At 41.0% G+C, this 15,212-nt stretch carries 11 protein-coding genes and 2 pseudogenes; all 13 read left to right on the top strand.

Annotation, left to right across the window (positions count from 1 at the left end; all coding sequences use genetic code 11):
• Window positions 1-80: 80 nt before the first annotated feature.
• The gene (accD, locus tag PROCOU_RS11065; RefSeq protein WP_459076629.1) at window positions 81-1,022 is read left to right on the top strand and encodes an acetyl-CoA carboxylase, carboxyltransferase subunit beta; all 942 of its coding nucleotides are present in this window, start codon (window positions 81-83) and stop codon (window positions 1,020-1,022) included.
• Window positions 1,012-1,968, top strand: coding sequence for an acetyl-CoA carboxylase carboxyltransferase subunit alpha (locus PROCOU_RS11060; RefSeq protein WP_036072425.1), 957 nt, complete (start codon window positions 1,012-1,014; stop codon window positions 1,966-1,968). Before accD ends, PROCOU_RS11060 begins: the two co-directional genes overlap by 11 nt.
• A gap of 307 nt (window positions 1,969-2,275) precedes the next feature.
• Window positions 2,276-3,235 carry a 6-phosphofructokinase gene (gene pfkA / locus PROCOU_RS11055; RefSeq protein WP_036072423.1) on the top strand — a complete coding sequence of 320 codons (960 nt, stop codon included), beginning with the start codon at window positions 2,276-2,278 and terminating at the stop codon, window positions 3,233-3,235.
• A gap of 238 nt (window positions 3,236-3,473) precedes the next feature.
• A pseudogene (gene pyk, locus PROCOU_RS11050) lies at window positions 3,474-5,232 on the top strand (pyruvate kinase).
• A gap of 537 nt (window positions 5,233-5,769) precedes the next feature.
• Entirely contained in the window at window positions 5,770-6,150 is a 381-nt protein-coding gene (locus tag PROCOU_RS11045) for an FxsA family protein (protein ID WP_036072421.1), read from the top strand.
• A gap of 123 nt (window positions 6,151-6,273) precedes the next feature.
• Window positions 6,274-6,735, top strand: a complete 462-nt coding sequence (locus tag PROCOU_RS11040; protein WP_036072553.1) for a DUF441 domain-containing protein — start codon at window positions 6,274-6,276, stop codon at window positions 6,733-6,735.
• A gap of 64 nt (window positions 6,736-6,799) precedes the next feature.
• Window positions 6,800-7,921, top strand: a complete 1,122-nt coding sequence (gene citZ / locus PROCOU_RS11035) for a citrate synthase (protein WP_036072419.1) — start codon at window positions 6,800-6,802, stop codon at window positions 7,919-7,921.
• A gap of 21 nt (window positions 7,922-7,942) precedes the next feature.
• A complete protein-coding gene (icd, locus tag PROCOU_RS11030; RefSeq protein WP_036072417.1) occupies window positions 7,943-9,211 on the top strand; it encodes an NADP-dependent isocitrate dehydrogenase in 1,269 nt (422 codons plus the stop codon).
• Window positions 9,212-9,358: 147 nt separating this feature from the next.
• Window positions 9,359-11,986, top strand: a complete 2,628-nt coding sequence (gene polA, locus PROCOU_RS11025) for a DNA polymerase I (protein WP_036072415.1) — start codon at window positions 9,359-9,361, stop codon at window positions 11,984-11,986.
• Window positions 11,987-12,007: 21 nt separating this feature from the next.
• Entirely contained in the window at window positions 12,008-12,829 is an 822-nt protein-coding gene (mutM, locus tag PROCOU_RS11020; RefSeq protein WP_036072413.1) for a DNA-formamidopyrimidine glycosylase, read from the top strand.
• A gap of 9 nt (window positions 12,830-12,838) precedes the next feature.
• Complete coding sequence (coaE, locus tag PROCOU_RS11015) at window positions 12,839-13,435, top strand: dephospho-CoA kinase (protein WP_036072411.1); 597 nt, start codon at window positions 12,839-12,841, stop codon at window positions 13,433-13,435.
• 64 nt (window positions 13,436-13,499) lie between these two features.
• Window positions 13,500-13,964 carry a transcriptional regulator NrdR gene (gene nrdR, locus PROCOU_RS11010; protein ID WP_036072409.1) on the top strand — a complete coding sequence of 155 codons (465 nt, stop codon included), beginning with the start codon at window positions 13,500-13,502 and terminating at the stop codon, window positions 13,962-13,964.
• Between the two features lie 15 nt (window positions 13,965-13,979).
• A pseudogene (locus tag PROCOU_RS11005) lies at window positions 13,980-15,212 on the top strand (replication initiation and membrane attachment family protein); the annotation flags it as partial.

The raw sequence follows: 15,212 nt of genomic DNA, 5'->3' as shown, positions 1-15,212 counted from the left end.
CTTTTTAAAAAATAAAAAAAATTATGGTATAGTAGTAAGACTGAATATTAGATAAGACAAATGCGCTGAAAAATGCTACTATGGAAAGTGGACGAAAATTAAACGCTAAACTAGAAAAGAGATTGTTTCAAAAAGGGGGTCATCCTTTGTTAGGAGATTTATTTACAAAACCAAAGAAAAGAAAATATGCGACGATTCCTTCAGACGGCTCAAAGCCTGATGTGCCAGAAGGGATTATGACGAAATGTCCTTCATGTAAGAAAATTATGTACTCTAAAGAATTACAGAAGAACTTGAAGGTTTGTAATTATTGTGGGTACCATCATTCCCTAGGAGCACAGGAGCGAATTTCGTATCTGGTTGATGAAGACTCATTTGTGGAGCTAGACGGTAATTTAACAACTGCAAATCCGCTAGGGTTTGAAGACTATATGGATAGAATTGTAAAAGATAAGAAGAAAACCGACTTAAACGAAGCCATTTTAACGGGGACGGCAACGATTGCAGGATTGCCATTTGTGGTGGCGGTGATGGATTCTAGATTCCGGATGGCCAGTATGGGCTCGGTTGTCGGAGAAAAAATATTGCGAGGCGTAGAAAAAGCAGACGAGTTAGGCGTACCTTTTGTAATCTTTACGGCGTCAGGTGGTGCCAGAATGCAAGAAGGAATGGTGTCATTGATGCAAATGGCGAAAACATCCGCTGCCTTTAAGCGTTTTAGCAATCATGGGGGGCTTGCGATTTCGATCATGACTCACCCAACGACAGGTGGTGTTTCTGCAAGCTTTGCCTCACTTGGAGATTACAATTTTGCAGAACCGGGAGCGATGATTGGTTTTGCCGGACGTCGTGTTATTGAACAGACAGTTCGCGAAGAATTACCAGAGGATTTCCAAACAGCGGAGTTTTTATTGAAGCATGGTCAGCTTGATGAGGTTATTTCGCGCCTTGATATGCGTGAAACATTACGATTTCTCTTAGATATCCATACGAAAAAGGAGGATTCGGCAAATGGCAAATGAACTAGAATTTGAAAAACCAATTTTAGAACTACAAACAAAAATTGCCGATCTCAAAGAATATAATGAAAAATCCGATGTTGATTTGACAAAAGAAATCGTGAAATTGGAGATTCGTCTTGGTAAACTAGAAGATGCGATTTATGGCAACATGTCTGCATGGGATAAATTCCAAGTGGCACGCCATCCCGAACGGCCAACGACGCTAGACTATATTCCATTCATATTTGACCAGTTTATGGAGCTACATGGTGATCGTTACTTTGGTGATGATGCGGCAATTGTAGCTGGAGTTGCAACGTTTAATGGCACACCAGTAACGGTTATTGGACACCAACGCGGAAAAGATACGAAAGATAATCTACATCGTAATTTTGGAATGCCGCATCCAGAAGGTTTCCGTAAAGCTTTGAGATTAATGAAACAAGCCAATAAATTTGGACGCCCAATTATTTGTTTCATTGATACGAAAGGCGCCTATCCTGGTCGTGCAGCAGAAGAACGAGGACAAAGCGAAGCAATTGCCCGTAACCTTTACGAAATGAGCGATATGACCGTTCCAATTATTTCGATTGTTATTGGAGAAGGTGGCAGTGGTGGGGCCTTAGCTCTTGGCGTTGGAAACCAAATTTACATGCTAGAAAATGCAGTATTCTCCGTTATTTCGCCAGAGGGTGCAGCAGCGATACTCTGGAAAGATGCGGGGCTTGCTAAACAAGCAGCAGAATCTATGAAAATAACGGCTACTGATTTATTTGAGCTAGGTATTACAGACGGCATCATCCCAGAAATACGTGGTGGAGCTCATCGTAATGTAGAAGAACAAGCCGCACTTATCTCGGCAGTAATCCGCAAAAGCTTGAATTCCTTATCAGCTCTTGGCGGTGAACAACTAGCAAATCAGCGGTATGAGAAATTTAAGAAAATCGGTGTTTATGAAGAGTTATAAGTACCAAAAGCCATTAAAGTACAAGCCAACAACATTTGGTTCGTACTTTAATGGCTTTTTAGTCGGTTGAAAAATGGTGTTTTGTTACATACTGTACTATGTTTGGCCCACTATAGCAAAGGGTAATAAACTTATACCAATTCTTATATAGAAAGCAATTGGTATACACCATGCGCGGGTGGAATTAATGAAAGGTTTCACAAAATATGAAAAAAGAACTAGATTCATGCTTTCATTTTTAAGAAAAGTGATGTAGAATGTAAACATGTGATGAAAAATAATATTCATTGTTTGAGGTGGGATTTTGATGAAACGTATTGCAGTTTTAACAAGTGGTGGAGATGCACCAGGAATGAACGCTGCGGCTCGTGCCGTCGTTCGTAAAGGTATTTATGAAGGTCTGGAAGTTTATGGAATAGATTATGGCTTTTTAGGTCTTGTGAATGGAGATATTCATAAGTTGGATTTAGGTTCTGTTGGAGACCTTCTACATCGCGGAGGAACGTTCCTTTACTCGGCCCGTTATCCTGAATTCGCGACAGAGGAAGGCCAACTAAAAGGTATCGAGCAATTGAAGAAATTCGGTATTGAAGGCCTTGTTGTTATCGGTGGAGACGGTTCTTATCACGGAGCCGAAGCTTTAACAAAACGTGGTTTCCCAACAGTTGGTATTCCAGGAACAATCGATAATGATATTTCTGGTACTGATTTTACAATCGGCTTTGATACGGCATTGAACACAGTGCTCGATGCATTGGATAAAATTCGTGATACAGCAACAAGTCATGAACGTACTTTTATCATTGAGGTAATGGGTCGTGATGCTGGTGATATCGCACTTTGGTCTGGGCTAGCAGGAGGGGCTGAAGCTATTATCGTTCCTGAGCACGATTTTGTGATGGAAGATGTTGTAGAGCGCCTGAATAAAGGACTTGCTCGTGGTAAAAAACATAGTATTATCGTTGTTGCAGAGGGTGTTATTTCTGGTAACGAATTCGCGAATCAATTAGCTGAATTTGGTGATTACCATGCTCGCGTAACGGTTTTAGGACATGTACAACGCGGTGGTAGTCCAACTGCTTTTGACCGTGTATTAGCGAGCCGTTTAGGTGCGCGTGCTGTCGACTTATTGATGGAGAATCGTGGCGGACTTGCTGTTGGTATCAAAAATAATAAAATCGTCGAAAATAGTATCACAGAGGTTTTGAAAGAAAAACATGTGATCGATAAAGAAATGTTCGATTTGGCAACAATCCTATCTATTTAATATTATCGGTTGAGGTTTCTAGTTTTTCCATAGCTTAGAAGCCTTTTCCTGCGGATTAAAATGAAAAAGTATGAAAACAGGTTACATAAAATAGTGCCTAAAAAGAACTAAAAATTTTGGGCAACATTCACATAGATTCACAAAGCACTTGAGCACTAGTGAAGTTACTGGTAAAATGAAGCCGATGCGTTTATAATAAGGAATGAATGAATAGGTATTCTTAGGAGGAGTATAAAAGATGAAAAAAACTAAAATTGTTTGTACGATAGGTCCTGCAAGTGAAACGGTGGAAACATTAGTACAATTAATCGAATCAGGTATGAACGTATGTCGTCTTAATTTTTCACATGGTGATTATGAAGAGCATGGCGCACGTATCCAAAATATCCGTGAAGCCGTTAAGATTACGGGAACAGAAGTAGCAATTTTACTCGATACAAAAGGTCCTGAAATCCGTACAAACGATATGGAAAATGGTAAATTAGAATTTTCAAAAGGAGACACTGTTCGCGTTGCAATGGAAGAAGTCCTTGGAACGAAAGAAAAATTCTCTGTAACATATACAGAACTGTTTGATGATGTGGAAGTCGGTTCTACAATTCTTTTAGATGATGGACTAATCGGCCTGGAAGTTATCGAAAAAGATGCTGCTAACCGTGAGCTCGTAACAACAGTTCAAAATCCAGGCGTACTTAAAAATAAAAAAAGGCGTAAATGTGCCAAACGTATCGATTAACTTACCTGGTATCACAGAAAAAGATGCAAATGACATCCGTTTTGGTCTAGAGCAAGGCATTGACTTTATCGCGGCATCATTTGTCCGTCGCGCAACAGACGTTCTTGAAATCACAAAAATTCTAGAAGAGCATAACGCAACACACGTGCAAATCATTCCTAAAATCGAGAATCAAGAGGGTGTTGACAATATTGACGAAATCCTCCAAGTGTCTCAAGGCCTAATGGTTGCTCGTGGTGATCTAGGCGTCGAAATTCCTGCTGAAGAAGTTCCGATTGTTCAAAAACAATTGATTAAAAAATGTAATAAACTTGCAAAACCAGTTATTACAGCAACGCAAATGTTAGACTCTATGCAACGTAACCCACGCCCAACTCGCGCAGAAGCAAGTGACGTAGCTAATGCCATTTTCGATGGTACAGATGCAATTATGCTTTCCGGTGAAACAGCAGCTGGGGACTATCCAGTAGAGTCCGTACAAATGATGACTAAAATTGCGCTACGTGCAGAAGAAGCGTTAGTTGCACAAGATAAATTTGCTCTAAAAGCACACCAAAATTCAGATATGACAGAAGCGATTGGTCAAGCAGTTGGTCACACAGCGCGTAACCTAGGTGTACACACAATTGTTGCGACAACACAAAGCGGTCATACAGCTCGCATGATTTCGAAATACCGTCCAAAATCACACATTTTAGCGGTTACTTTTAACGAGCGTGTATGTCGCGGATTATCTTTAGTATGGGGTGTGTATCCTCGCCTAGCAGCACCAATTGCCAACACAGATGACATGTTCGATCTTGCAGTAAAAGAATCCTTAGCATCAGGACTTGCAAAACAAGGCGATTTAATCATCATCACTGCAGGTGTTCCAGTTACAGAATCCGGTACAACCAACCTAATGAAAATCCAATTAATTGGTGACAAAGCAGTATCTGGTCATGGAATTGGCTCTACTTCTGTTATTGGTCAAGCAGTCGTTGCTAAATCTAATAAAGAAGCACTAGAAAAGGCAGTAGAAGGTGGCATACTTGTCGTTAAAACAACAGATAAAGAAATGTTACCAGCATTCGAGAAGAGTGCAGCAGTCGTTGTAGAAGAAGGCGGCCTAACTAGTCATGCGGCAGTTGTTGGAATTACACTAGGAATTCCAGTGATTGTCGGTGCAACAAATGCAACAGATCTTGTCAAAGACGGCGAAACAGTAACAGTCGACGCACGTCAAGGCAATGTTTATAATGGGAAAACAGCGACACATTAATTGAAAAGCTGAACACGCCCGTTAGGCCCGAAAAAATTGTTAGGGGACGCAGTAAAAGTCCTCCTTTGACTTTTATGGAGGGCACGAAATTTTCGAGGGACTGAGTAAAGGAAGGCAGTTTCATTGCATTCAACTGCATATTGAGGTTCTAAAAAAGCACACTTCGCTTTTCAAGAACCACAACAAAGCTGGATCCGGAGGTGCATCACGTGATGCAGTACATGGATTACATGCTCACTGTGTTCGCATGTGTATTGAGGTTCTTCTTGTTACCTGCTTCTTCTCGGTTTCTTGTTACTTCTTGCTAGGTGCATAAGAGCCGCTGGTGGATTACATGCTCACTTCGCTCTCATGCATATTGAGGCTCTAATTCAGCAGAAGACGCTTCATAAGAGCCTCAACAAACTTAAAACCAGATTACATCCAAAACGAGGGTGCTAATCTGGTTTTTTAATCTTTGGAAGGGTATGTCACCTTTCTCATTTAACCAAAACTACGCTATAATAAAAATAAATAGTAAAAGGAGGTACCGAGATTATGAAAAAAATAATCTATTACTGGGCTATATATGGCATAATCGAATTACTGACCTATATCCTCCTATTTCGGTGGATTGGCTTTTGGCCGCTGCTACTTTTCCAAATTGCCTCCACAGCATTTGGCATTTTTATCATCAAACGCTTATGGCGAGCCATTACCCAAAATATGCGTGAAGGAAAAATTATTTCTCCATATTTACTCGACACAGTTTGCTTCATCCTAGCAGGGATCCTACTCGTCATTCCAGGTATTATCACATCCCTATGCGGTCTTCTTCTATTCCTGCCATTTATCCGATCGTGGATGAAACCACGCATCAATCGCTGGCTAGAACAGCGTATGAATCAAGGCAACTTTACCTATTTTGATATGAGATAGAAGGTGATTGACTTTTCTTATCTATTTTCAGATATACGATAAGTATCGCTTTACATCAAGGGGTACAGGTGTGTTATAATACAATTAATCTGACATTTTCTCAGAAGGAAAGGTTTGTTCTTCTTGTTTACAGAAAGCATGTTATTTTTACTTTTATTTCTAGGACTTGGGCTATTAGCAAAAAATAATTCACTGATTATTGCGGTTGCTGTGGTGATTCTATTGAAACTTTTTCATGTGGATGGAAGAGTTATGGAAATGATTCAATCGCGAGGAATAAATTGGGGTGTGACGATAATTACAATTGCCATCCTAATTCCGATTGCAACAGGACAAATTGGTTTTAAGGATTTAGTAGATTCCTTTAAATCAGCAGCGGGCTGGATTGGCCTGTTGGCAGGGATTGCCGTATCCATTTTGGCGAAAAAAGGTGTCGGTTATATGGCTGTTGATCCACAAGTGACGGTTTCACTTGTTTTTGGTACGATTTTAGCGGTGGTGCTATTTCGTGGTATTGCAGCTGGGCCAGTCATCGCGGCTGGGATTGCGTATGTCCTGATGCAAGGTGTCGCCTTATTCAAGTAAATTATTATTCAAGACAATTACATAGCATACAACGCTAAGATTGATATTGTTAGGGGGAAAAATAATGACGGTTTCAAAAGGTTTGGAGAATGTATATGTGGCGGAAACGTCAATTAGCTCGATTATAGATGACATGTTAACTTATGTTGGATATGGCATTGATAATCTGATGGAAAGTAATGCAACATTTGAAGAGGTTATTTATTTGTTGTGGCATTTACGTTTGCCGAATGAAGAAGACCTGGCAAAGTTTAAGGGCGAAATACATGAGAATATGGCAGTTTCTGAATCTATTATTACGAGCTTGCGTTTGCAACACCACCAAAACTTGCATCCGATGAGTGTTCTGCGTACAACAGTTTCAATGCTTGGTGTGTTTGATATGGAAGCGGAGATGGATGATGGCGAAGCTGTATACCGAAAAGGAATTCGTCTGCAAGCGAAGATGCCTACGATTGTTGCCGCATTTTCACGGATTCGTCGTGGTCTGGATCCAATTCCACCACGCAGTGATTTGAGTATGGCAGCAAACTTTTTATACATGCTAACCGGCGAAGATCCTAGTTATTTGGAAGTGGATGCAATGAATAAGGCGCTAGTGTTACATGCGGATCATGAATTTAATGCTTCCACGTTTACTGCGCGTGTTTGTGTTGCGACATTGTCCGATGTTTACTCTGGCGTTACGGCAGCAATTGGGGCGCTCAAAGGACCACTTCATGGTGGTGCGAATGAACGCGTTATCGACATGATTGAGGAAATGAAAGAAAAAGGCCATGTGCGCGAATACATTCAAACTAAAATTGATAACAAAGAGAAAATTATGGGCTTTGGTCATCGTGTTTATCAAGGTGGCGATCCACGTGCGTATCATTTGAAAGAAATGGCTCGGAAGCTTACTGAGAAAAAAGGCGAGCCAGAATACTACGATATTTCAGCTGAGGTTGAAGAGGCAGTTTGGGAATTTAAGCATTTGAAACCGAATGTCGATTTCTATTCTGCATCTGTGTATCACGCACTAAACATCGATCATGACTTATTTACGCTTGTTTTTGCGATGAGCCGTGTATCAGGATGGTTGGCGCATATTTTTGAACAATACCGAGATAACCGCTTGATTCGACCGCGTGCGATTTACGTAGGACCAGAGTCAAGAGCATATATTCCTGTCAATGAACGGGACTAATAATTACAAGGGGGAATTAATTTGACACAAGGTGAAAAGATCCAAGTAGTAGACGGTGTTTTAAAAACGCCAAATAATCCAGTGATTCCATTTATTGAAGGCGATGGTACAGGCCCAGATATTTGGCGCGCCTCTAAACGTGTGCTCGATGCAGCTGTTGAAAAAGCATATAATGGTGAAAAGAAAATCGATTGGCGTGAAGTTTTAGCAGGTGAAAAAGCGTTTAACCAAACAGGTGAATGGTTACCGCAAGCGACGTTAGATACAATTGATGAGTATTTAATTGCGATTAAAGGACCTCTTACAACGCCGATTGGTGGCGGTATCCGCTCGCTAAATGTAGCGCTACGTCAAGAGTTGGATTTATATGTGTGCTTACGTCCAGTTCGTTACTTCACAGGGGTTCCTTCTCCTGTAAAGCGGCCTGAAGATACTGATATGGTCATTTTCCGTGAGAATACGGAAGATATTTATGCAGGCATTGAATTCAAAGAGGGAAGCAATGAAGCGAAGAAGTTAATTGATTTCCTGCGTGATGAATTCGGTGTAAATAAAATTAGGTTCCCTGAAACATCGGGAATCGGCGTGAAACCTGTTTCTAAAGAAGGAACAGAGCGCTTGGTACGTGCGGCGATTGAGTACGCGATTAAAGAAAAACGCAAATCATTGACGCTTGTGCATAAAGGAAATATCATGAAATTCACAGAAGGAGCCTTCAAAACATGGGGGTATGACCTTGCAGAGCGTGAATTTGGCGATAAAGTTTTCACATGGTCCGAATATGACCGGATTGTGGAAGCAGAAGGTGTCGACGCGGCTAATGCAAAACAAGATGCGGCGCTTGCAGCAGGCAAGATTTTAGTTAAAGACTCCATTGCAGATATTTTCTTACAGCAAATTTTGACACGTCCAGCAGAATTTGATGTCGTGGCGACGATGAATTTGAATGGGGATTATATTTCTGATGCGCTTGCGGCTCAAGTTGGCGGAATTGGTATTGCTCCGGGTGCAAACATTAACTATTTGACAGGACATGCGATTTTTGAGGCGACACATGGCACTGCTCCAAAATATGCCGACCTTGATAAAGTGAATCCATCATCCGTGATTCTTTCTGGAACATTATTGCTTGAACATATTGGCTGGAGTGAGGCAGCGAACTTGATTATTAAATCGATGGAAAAAACAATCGCTGCCAAAACGGTTACTTACGACTTTGCACGTTTAATGGACGGTGCGACAGAAGTAAAATGTTCCGAGTTTGCAGATGCATTGATTCGCAATTTTTAATTTAAAACAAGACCGTGTTTTGAAATAGGAGTGAGCCCTTGACCCCTGTTTTGAAACATGGTTTTTTATACGTGCGAATAAAGGCGTAATAAGTGTTTCTATGGTAAAATAGACATAATCAGCGTTAAATTTTGAGGAGGAATCCCTGTGAATAAAATCGTACTAATTGATGGAAATAGTATTGCGAATCGTGCTTTCTATGCATTGCCACTTTTGAGTAATGACAAAGGTGTCTATACGAATGCAGTGTACGGCTTTGCAATGATGATAATGAATGTGTTGGAAAAGGAGCAGCCAAATCATGTATTGGTGGCTTTTGATGCGGGAAAAACGACCTTCAGACATAGCCAGTTTAAAGAGTATAAGGGTGGGCGTCAAAAAACGCCTAGTGAATTATCTGAGCAGTTTCCATTCATTCGGGAGCTATTGGATGCTTATTCGATTCCACGCTATGAACTACCGAACTATGAGGCGGATGATATCATTGGCACAATAACAAAGCACGCCGAAAAAGATGGTTTAGAGGTCATTGTTATAACGGGAGATCGCGATTTAACACAACTTGTAAGCGACAAAACAACGGTGTACATTACCAAAAAAGGCATCACGGATATGGAGCAAAATACGCCAACTAGTTTGAAAGAAAAATATAATCTCACACCTGAGCAAATTATTGATATGAAAGGCTTGATGGGCGATGCTTCCGATAATATTCCAGGAATTCCTGGCGTTGGCGAAAAGACTGCGCTGAAACTACTACATCAATTTGGGACAGTAGAGGAAGTATTAGCTAACGCTAATCAAATTTCTGGTAAGAAGCTACAGGAAAAAGTGATAGATAATAAGGAATCGGCAATTATGAGTAAAGAATTGGCGACAATTAACACGGATTCGCCACTAGAAATCAAAGTTTCTGATTTGAAATATAACGGGTATGATACAGAAAAAGTTGTGCCGTTGCTAAAAGAATTAGGTTTTGCAACGCTTTTGAAAAATATTCAAGGGGAGTCTAGTGAACCGGAAAAAGAAATGGAAGCCATTACTTTTGAAATGGTAGACGAGATTACGACTGCGCATTTAAGCGATAAAGCTGCAGTTTATGTCGAGTTGGATAACGATAACTACCATACGGCTTCCTTTATTGGGATTACTTTTCATTCGGAAGCTGGGACATTCTTTGCCAATGCAGATGCATTAACAAAGTCACCAGAGCTGAAATCGTGGCTAGAAAACCCGAAGAAAGAAAAAGTCGTATATGATGCAAAGAAAACGATTGTTGGGCTTTCCAAATTTGATATAGCAGTTGATGGCATCGAATTTGACATTATGCTAGCGTCTTATCTGCTCAATCCATCTGATACAATTGACGATTTTGCGAGTGTGGCAGTCAGTCACGATTTCGATGCGGTGAAAACCGATGAGCTTGTTTACGGAAAAGGGGCTAAACGAGTGATTCCAGAAGAAGCTATTGTGGCAGAACATTTAGCACGAAAAGTAGTTGCAGTTTCTGAATTAGAAAGAAAGATGCATACAGAACTCGAAAATAATGAGCAGTTAGGCTTATTTGAAGACCTTGAGTTGCCTCTTTCTAAAGTGCTTGCTAAAATGGAAATGTATGGCGTTAAAGTTGATACCGCACGTTTAGAAGATATGAAAGTGGAGCTTGCAGGTCGGCTAAGTGAGTTGGAGAAAACGATTCACGAATATGCAGGTTCTGAGTTTAACATTAATTCACCGAAACAATTAGGTGTTGTTTTATTTGAAAATCTAGGATTACCGGCTGAGAAGAAGACTAAAACGGGCTATTCCACATCCGCGGATGTCCTTGAAAAACTCGCAGGTTCACATCCAATCATTGAAAGTATCTTAATGTATCGTCAACTTGGTAAACTCCAATCAACTTATATCGAAGGCTTGCTAAAAGTGACACATCAAGATACGCAAAAAGTGTACACGCGCTTCAATCAAACATTGGCGCAAACGGGGCGTCTTAGTTCTGTTGATCCAAACCTGCAAAACATCCCAATTCGCCTTGAAGAAGGACGTAGAATCCGCCAAGTTTTTGTTCCATCAGAGCCAGGTTGGAAGATTTTTTCAGCCGATTACTCACAAGTTGAATTACGTGTTTTAGCTCATATTTCGGAGGATGAGAACTTGCAATACGCGTTCAATCACGACTATGATATCCACACAAAAACAGCGATGGACGTTTTTCATGTGGAGCAGGATGAAGTGGATTCGCTGATGCGCCGCCAAGCCAAAGCTGTCAATTTTGGTATCGTGTACGGCATTAGTGACTATGGTCTATCTCAAAATCTGGGTATTACGCGAAAAGAAGCACGCGATTTTATCGATCGTTATTTCGTGAGTTATCCTGCAGTAAAGGAATATATGGAGAACATTGTGCGCTCTGCAAAAGAAAAAGGCTATGTGGAGACCATTTTACATCGCCGTCGTTACATTCCAGAAATCACAAGTCGAAATTTCAATGTTCGCGGGTTTGCTGAGAGAACAGCGATGAATACACCAATTCAAGGAAGTGCCGCCGATATCATCAAAAAAGCGATGATCCTCATGAATGACCGTTTGATTTCAGAAAAACTAGAAGCGCGTCTTCTGCTCCAAGTGCACGATGAGCTTATTTTTGAAGCACCTGAAAGCGAAATCGCGAAACTCGAGGAAATCGTTCCGGATGTAATGGAAAATGCGGTTGAACTTTCCGTGCCACTCAAAGTTGATAGTTCTTTTGGCGACACATGGTACGATGCTAAATAACATAAGTAAGGGGTTAAAATCATGCCAGAATTACCAGAAGTAGAAAATGTTCGAGCAACACTCGCCGAACTTGTGATAGGTAAAGAAATAGATCAAGTGATTATCGGTGTTCCAAAAATGATTGTTGGAATGCCTGCTCAGCAATTCGTAGGAAATATGATTGGGCAAAAGATTGAAGCTGTTCGCCGTCGCGGTAAATTTTTGCTTATCGATACGACAGATGGAACGCTTTTATCACATCTACGAATGGAAGGGAAATATCGTCTCCATAATGCGACAGATCCAGTAGACAAACATACACATGTGACGTTTCATTTCACGGACGATACCGAATTGCGCTATCTTGATGTTCGTAAATTTGGCACGATGGAACTTGTCTTAAAAGGCCAAGAAGAGCTTACAAAATCGATTCAAAAGTTGGGCCCTGAACCGCTTTCTCCATCGTTCGAAAAAAGTACCTTTGCAACTAAACTAAAAAAATCAGGACGCGCTGTCAAAACTGTATTACTAGATCAAAGTCTTGTTGCAGGTATTGGTAACATTTATGCAGACGAAATTTGTTTCCAGGCAAAAGTACTTCCGGAACGCCCAGCAAATACGCTTAGGTCAGCAGAAATTACAAGGCTTTATGAAAGTACAAAAACAATCATGGCAGAAGCGGTTGCACTTGGTGGCTCCACTATCCGCACATATGTGAACTCGCAAGGAAAGATTGGCGGTTACCAAGATAAACTTCAAGTGTACGGAGAAAAAGGAAATCCATGTCCTGTGTGCGGTACGCCGATTGTAAAAATCAAACTGAACGGCAGGGGTACGCATTTTTGCCCGAAATGCCAGAAGTAGGTGGCCAAAATGGCTTATATTATCGGTTTAACAGGTGGAATTGCGAGCGGGAAAAGTACAGTTAGTAAGATGTTTCATGAGGCTGGTTTTCCGATTGTTGATGCAGATATTGCGGCAAGAAAAGTTGTTGAAAAAGACACAGAAGGAGCGCGCCAACTCCGAGCTATTTTTGGTGCAGAAGTTTTTCAAGAGGACGGGGAACTCAATCGGCAGAAATTAGGAGGAATTATCTTTCATGATTCTGAAAAGCGTGAGGCTCTGAATGCTGTTGTGCACCCACTTGTAAGGCAATGGATGTTGAGCGAGCGTGACCGGCTGATAGCTAGTGGGCATGCAGTAATCGTTTTCGACATCCCACTTTTGATAGAAAGTAAACTGCAAGGAATGGTAGACACAATCATCGTAGTTTATGTGGATGAAAAAACGCAATTGGACCGGTTGATGGAACGAAACGATTTTTCAAAAAGTGAAGCCAAAGCCAGAATTGCGAGTCAAATGCCTTTAACGGAGAAAATTAGCTATGCGGATATCGTGATTGATAATTCGCATACGTTAGACGAAACGAAACAACAAGTAAACGAATTAATCCAGACCTTTTTAAAGTAGAAGCATAGGTGTCAGTCATGGTATACTAGGAAAAAGTAATAACATAAAATAGGAGTGGATGACAATGAAATGTCCATCTTGTAAAGGTAATAGCTCGCGCGTTGTGGATTCAAGACCTGCGGATGATGGAAATTCCATTCGGCGCCGCAGAGAATGTGAATCGTGTGGTTTTCGCTTCACAACGTTCGAAAAAGTCGAGGAAAGTCCGCTAATTGTCGTCAAAAAAGATGGCGTGCGTGAAGAATTTGCTAGAGAGAAAATATTGCGCGGACTCATTCGAGCTTGTGAAAAGCGACCAGTTTCCGTAGAACAGTTAGAAGATGTGGTAAATGCGGTTGAGCGTGAGCTTCGCAGTATTGGCGAAAGTGAAGTATCCTCCCATTTGATTGGTGAGAAATTAATGGATAAATTGGCTGTCTTAGACGAGGTTGCTTACGTGCGTTTTGCCTCCGTATATCGCCAATTCAAAGATATTAGCGTTTTTGTAGAAGAGCTCAAAGATTTAATGAATAAGACAAAACAGGAGTAAGAAAGGTGAAGTAGAGTGGCAGAATTTTGGATGGAGTTACAGCCAGTCGATAGCTACGAAGTGAAGGCGAATGGCGTGTTATCAGAAAAGGACCGCAAGATTATGACTTTTTTATATCAGCCATTAATGGGTGCGGAATGTTTGGCTCTCTACGACACGCTTGTCACAGAGGTAGAAGAAAATCGTCTTTGGTCGGAGAATCATAGTCATACGCAACTATTAAATTTACTTGGCATTAGTTTATCTAGTCTTTTCCAAGCGCGGTTGAAGCTCGAAGGACTTGGTTTGTTGCGTAGTTTTGTACGAACGACAGGTGAATCCCGACATTACATATATGAAATGGCAGCACCACTTTCTCCAGAACAATTTTTTTCCGACGGGCTTCTAAATATTTATTTATATAGTAAAATCGGCAATGCGCAGTATCAGCGATTGCGCCGTTTTTTTTCTGATGAGTCAATGCCAGAGAACGGTTTTGATGAAGTGACGCGCTCGTTTCAAGACGTATTTGAGACGTTTAGCGGGAGTGAGTTGCCAATTAGTACAATTGAAAATGGCGAACCGATGGGGCGGGCGACATCTCGAGGTGTGATACTGGACGATAAGGGATTTGATTTTGCGGTGATGTTGCAAAGTTTATCGCCAACCATGTTATCGCGGAATGCAGTTACAGAAGAAGTCCGTGCGTGTATTCTGAAATTACACGCGATTTATGCTGTGGAAGAACTCGACATGGTGCATTATTTATACCGCTCGGTGCAAGCAGATGGTTCGCTAGATTTGGATTATTTACGAAAAATTGTGCGAGATGGTTACCAGTTACAAAACAATCGCTTGCCGGAACTGAGGGCGAAGACGGAAAAAAAAAACTGCATCACAGGCACCGCAAGAAGGAGCATCAGACATAGAAGCATTAGCGTACTATCTAGAGAATGTGACGCCGTATCAGCTGATGGTTGATATTAGTGAAGGAGCGGTTCCAGCAGAAACAGATCTAAAAGTTATCGATGAAGTTTTAGCGCAACAGAACTTACCAATCCCAGTGATGAATGTGCTAATTGAATATGTTTTACTGCGATTAGACGGGAAAATTTCTAAAAACTATATGATGACTATCGCAGCGCACTGGAAACGAAAAAAAAGTCCAGACTGCCAAAGAAGCGATGGAAATGGCATGGGCAGAACATGAGAAGTATAAGAAGCTACAAGAAGAAGGTAAGCAAAAGGCACCGACTAGCTATCAAAATA

This window comes from Listeria rocourtiae FSL F6-920 (genome assembly GCF_000525975.1).
Taxonomy (GTDB): Bacteria; Bacillota; Bacilli; order Lactobacillales; family Listeriaceae; genus Listeria_A; species Listeria_A rocourtiae.
This window is presented reverse-complemented; position numbering and strand designations above follow the sequence as displayed.

Coding starts and splice junctions, on each gene's coding strand:
- accD (WP_459076629.1), top strand. CDS start 81: ATGGAAAGTGGACGAAAATTAAACGCTAAACTAGAAAAGAGATTGTTT.
- PROCOU_RS11060 (WP_036072425.1), top strand. CDS start 1,012: ATGGCAAATGAACTAGAATTTGAAAAACCAATTTTAGAACTACAAACA.
- pfkA (WP_036072423.1), top strand. CDS start 2,276: ATGAAACGTATTGCAGTTTTAACAAGTGGTGGAGATGCACCAGGAATG.
- PROCOU_RS11045 (WP_036072421.1), top strand. CDS start 5,770: ATGAAAAAAATAATCTATTACTGGGCTATATATGGCATAATCGAATTA.
- citZ (WP_036072419.1), top strand. CDS start 6,800: ATGACGGTTTCAAAAGGTTTGGAGAATGTATATGTGGCGGAAACGTCA.
- mutM (WP_036072413.1), top strand. CDS start 12,008: ATGCCAGAATTACCAGAAGTAGAAAATGTTCGAGCAACACTCGCCGAA.
- coaE (WP_036072411.1), top strand. CDS start 12,839: ATGGCTTATATTATCGGTTTAACAGGTGGAATTGCGAGCGGGAAAAGT.
- nrdR (WP_036072409.1), top strand. CDS start 13,500: ATGAAATGTCCATCTTGTAAAGGTAATAGCTCGCGCGTTGTGGATTCA.